The following is a 3,878-nucleotide window of genomic DNA, read 5'->3' on the forward strand; positions in this document are numbered from 1 at the left end:
CGTGGTCCGGAGCGGGGCGGGGGGTTTCCGGTTGCCGCGGCGCTGTTGCCGCCGGTGGGGCCTGGCCCGGAGCGGCCCCGGCGACGCATGACAATGGTGACGACGATGCCCGCGAGGAGCAGGATTCCGGCGAGGACGGGCAGGAAAGCGGCTCGCAGTGAACCCTGCGGGCCCCTGTCCGCAGTGCCCCCTTCAGGATTATTGATCGCCTGCTCGTCCGCCATGGCCCGGGCCTGATCGAGGTGACCTCTAGCATGGGCGGATTCGTAGTAGGTCAGTGCCTCTTCGAGAGCGCTTACTGATCCGTCCAGATTACCGGCCGAGAGGTGGTCGATACCCCTACGGAACACGGCATCGAATTTCGATGACGACGCCTCTACGCCCTCCTCCTCCATCGCTGCTTGGATGTCCGCGGCCGGCACGAACGTCGCCGATCCGTCCTGCTCGAGAGGCCCTGCAAGACCGATGATTTGACCGGTCGTCCGATCGACGACCGGGCCTCCGGAGACGCCGGCGTCCAACGGTGGGGCCAGTTCATCCGGTGATTCAATGCGGCCGGCCACCATGTCCACCGACGACGGGATCTCCGCAGGGCCGGCCTCGGTCGTCGGCCTTTCGGTGAAGCCGAAGAGCGCAGTTTCCGCGTCGGGCACCGCCTCGGACTCGGCGAGCTGGGCGGTAGGCGCTCCACCACCGCCGCTGATCCGCAGTAGCGCCACGTCTCCGGGATCGGACGGGGCGTTGAGCAGTTCGGCATTCACGCCACCGGACTCGGCGGTATAGGTGCGAACGTGGTATTGCGGGACGTGGAAAAGGATGCAGTGCGTCACCTGGTCGTAGCAGTGCTGCAGGTGCGGTGCCCAGTAGGAATCCGTCGTGTAGCCCCGGCGGGCCGGATCGCCGTCGTTTCCGAGGATTGGGACACGCATCTCTGTGGCGAAGAGCTCGTTACCGGCATACACGGCCACTGCGTCCTCGTCCACGTCAAGGTTCTCCCAGGTCGTGGCCACGATACCGTCCGCGGAGGTCATCACACCGGTGGCGGCCCCCAGGGGCACGGTGGACCGGCCGCGGTCGATCTCTACCTCACCGGTGGTGTGGTCAACGTGGGCGATCTCGGCGACCGCACGGAGTTCGATCCGCACGAGCGCGGCCTTGGTGCCTTCCGTGCTGCTGTAGAGCCTGTCCGAGGGGGATGGGGCGGGAGCGACTGCCCCTGTCAGAGTCATCGCGGCGACTATGCCCAGGGGAATGGGGAGGCGAATAGAGTTCCTCGCGACCTCGCGGAGCCTGTCCGTGGGAAAATGCGTCATTGCAGGCGTCCCCTTCCAGATGCGTCAATAAGTCCCCGAAGCGACCCGCATCGGGGAAGAGAAAAGCACGTATCGCGGTGGTGGTGTTGCTTTTGCGAAATCAGGGGCGGCGATGAAACGACCGGTCACGGGACGTACTGAGGAATATCCATCACCCAGGACCCCGAGGACGCGTTGCACGGCCCTGCAAACCCTCACCGGCCATCGGCTCACGCACCGCGGGGAAGGAGTCACAGCGACCCCCGCAACAGGGCGTCGCTCACTGGGTAGCCGGCTCAGGTCATCCAAGAGGTCAACAGACGCTCGCACCCCAATCCATGTCGGCGGGCCGCCGATCATTAGGAATCCACCGTCCACTGGCGACGGACGCTCGATGTGGGCGTACATCTCCGTGGGCGCAGCCCTGGAGGCGATTAGGGACACCGCGAGGTCCGCCGGCTGGAACAATCATGATCCATGATGTAACTGTAGACATGAACGAGAGGCAGCTGACAGCCCAGTTGACTCTGTGACTGTGATTTTTCACCGATCCCTTTTCTGTCAGCACCTGATATGTAGAGACTCTCTGTCAAGAGGGCAGGGGAAGGACCCCGGGAATCACTAGATTCCCGGGGTCCTTCTTTGTGGGGCACCGGGTGGGTGCGGGGTGCGGTAAGCGGGTGCTGTGACGTTGTTCGCGACGCGTAGTCTGATGGGACTGCCCCGGCTTCCGTTGACTCTCGGGTCTGTTGGTTTCCAAGCCGCATCGAGACCGCGATCGATGGTGTCAGACTCGGTTCTCGCCAGCGGTGTGCCGTGCCCGGGCACCTCATGGGCGATGTAGCGGGATCAAGACGTCAATTTCTCGGTGTGGCCGGCCGTCGCTGCGCCGATCAGGGAGCGTCGAACCAGTCGCTGTCGGTGACCGGAAAGACGCGCCTTGGTGAAGTGACCCCGTCAGGCGGATGCCTCTTTCTGTGTCACGAGCTGCTGCTCTTAGTCGGTGGGGCTAAGGTTACCCAGCCGGGAGTGGCCTCGGCGAGGGTTGTAGGAGCCTTCGAGGTAGGAGAAGACCTCCATCTCCAGCTCATGTCTCGTCGGCCAGGAGCGGCGGTGGACGAGCTCGGTCTTCAGGGTGGCGAAGAACGTCTCGGCCATCGCATTATCAGAGGCCGACCCCGCCCGGCCCATCGAGGCCAGAATGCCCGAGGTGCGCAATGTCCGGCCGAAGTCGTAAGCCGTGTACTGGGCGGATTCAACCGGTCGTCGCAACAGCCTGACTGATAAGGAGTTGCGACGATGGGTGTTTCGTCACCACGAAAGCGAAGTCGGCAGTATAAGGCGGCCGAGAGGGCCGAGTTATTCCGGCGTCTGGACCGCGGTGGCACGATTCGGGCGGTCGCGGCCGAGCTGGGGCTGAGCCCTGACACTTGTTACCGGTGGCGTCACGAGTCGGGGACCTCCACCGCCCGCGGGGTTGCTCGGACGTACACGGTCCAGGACAAGGCGGAGTTCTTCCGTCGGCTGGCGCTGAATCCGAACGTCTCGGCGGTGGCCCGGGAACTCGGCTTCGTGCGCGTGACCTGCTACAAGTGGGCCCATCAAGCCGGCATCTTCACCGGCAAGGACGTCACCCCCTAGCGTGAGGAGCTCCTGCGACTGCGCGCCGAAGGCCTCGGTCGCGCCCAGGCCGCTGCCTGCGTGGGTGTGGACAAGCGCCGCGCCCAGGACTGGGACAAGGGCATCCGGCAGTTCTACGGCGGCCGGGTCTATCCCGACGGTCGGGTGGTGCGGTACGGGCAGGCCGAAATACTGGCGAACGTGAAGACACCGGACACCGCGTACACGCGAGGGGTCCCGGATGGCCTGCAACGGCTCGAGCGCCCGATCAGTGACCGGTATCTCAGCCTCGAAGAGCGGGAGCAGATCCATGACCTGCACGTTCGCGGAGACTCGAAACGGGCCATCGCCCGGGCTCTGAGTCGGGCGCCATCGACGATCGGGCGGGAGTCGACCCGCAATACCGCCACCGCCGCCGGGTACCTTCCCTATGCTGCTCACCGTCTGGCCGTGGCCCGCCGGCCGCGGCCAGGACAAGGAAAGCTGCAGGTCCTGGCGGTGCTGCGCGGCTACGTTGCCACGGGCCTGGATCAGAAGTGGTCGCCGGAGCAGATCAGTCACCGGATGGTTGCCGACTTCCCGGCCGATCCCCGGATGCGGGTCTGTACGGCGACGATCTACCAAGCAATCTACGCCCCCGACCGAACCGGGCTGACGCGTGCGGCGGCGCCGGTGCTGCGCTGCCGGCGGGCCGCCCGCAGGCCACGGCGCGACCCGGCCCGACGCAGAAGCCGGATCGTGGAGCCGACGGTCCCGATCACCGACCGCCCCGCCGAAGCCGAGGATCGCACCGTGCCCGGGCACTGGGAATCTCAATGCTGTTGTCAATCAGCCAGGAGCGCTGGGGCCGGGGCCGGTTCTCGGTATGCGGTGTGGTCGCGGAGCATGGCCCAGATGACGTTGAGACGGCGACGTGCGAGGGCAATGAGCGCTTGTTTGTGTGACTTGCCCTCGCCCCTTTTCCGG

At 65.7% G+C, this 3,878-nt stretch carries 2 protein-coding genes and 3 pseudogenes; 2 read left to right on the forward strand and 3 right to left on the reverse strand.

Features of this window, described 5'->3' with window-relative positions:
- Both ACFU0Y_RS14390 and ACFU0Y_RS14395 read right to left on the reverse strand, forming a co-directional pair.
- On the reverse strand, positions 1-1,145 hold a 1,145-nt coding region (locus tag ACFU0Y_RS14390), incomplete at its 3' end, for a trypsin-like peptidase domain-containing protein (RefSeq protein WP_380215211.1).
- A 1,143-nt stretch (positions 1,146-2,288) separates the two neighbouring features.
- Positions 2,289-2,564 (reverse strand): IS3 family transposase, encoded by a 276-nt coding sequence (locus ACFU0Y_RS14395; protein WP_380215212.1) that lies wholly within the window; start codon positions 2,562-2,564, stop codon positions 2,289-2,291.
- A 27-nt stretch (positions 2,565-2,591) separates the two neighbouring features.
- On the opposite strand from ACFU0Y_RS14395, the pseudogene ACFU0Y_RS14400 reads away from it, so the two are divergent.
- Both ACFU0Y_RS14400 and ACFU0Y_RS14405 read left to right on the forward strand, forming a co-directional pair.
- A pseudogene (locus ACFU0Y_RS14400) lies at positions 2,592-2,741 on the forward strand (helix-turn-helix domain-containing protein); the annotation flags it as partial.
- A gap of 372 nt (positions 2,742-3,113) precedes the next feature.
- Positions 3,114-3,722, forward strand: a pseudogene (locus ACFU0Y_RS14405) (IS30 family transposase); the annotation flags it as partial.
- A 14-nt stretch (positions 3,723-3,736) separates the two neighbouring features.
- On the opposite strand, the pseudogene ACFU0Y_RS14410 reads toward ACFU0Y_RS14405, so the two are convergent.
- Positions 3,737-3,878 (reverse strand): annotated as a pseudogene (locus ACFU0Y_RS14410) (IS110 family transposase); the annotation flags it as partial.

The sequence above is a fragment of the Kocuria sp. NPDC057446 genome (genome assembly GCF_042802875.1).
Taxonomy (GTDB): domain Bacteria; phylum Actinomycetota; class Actinomycetes; order Actinomycetales; family Micrococcaceae; genus Kocuria.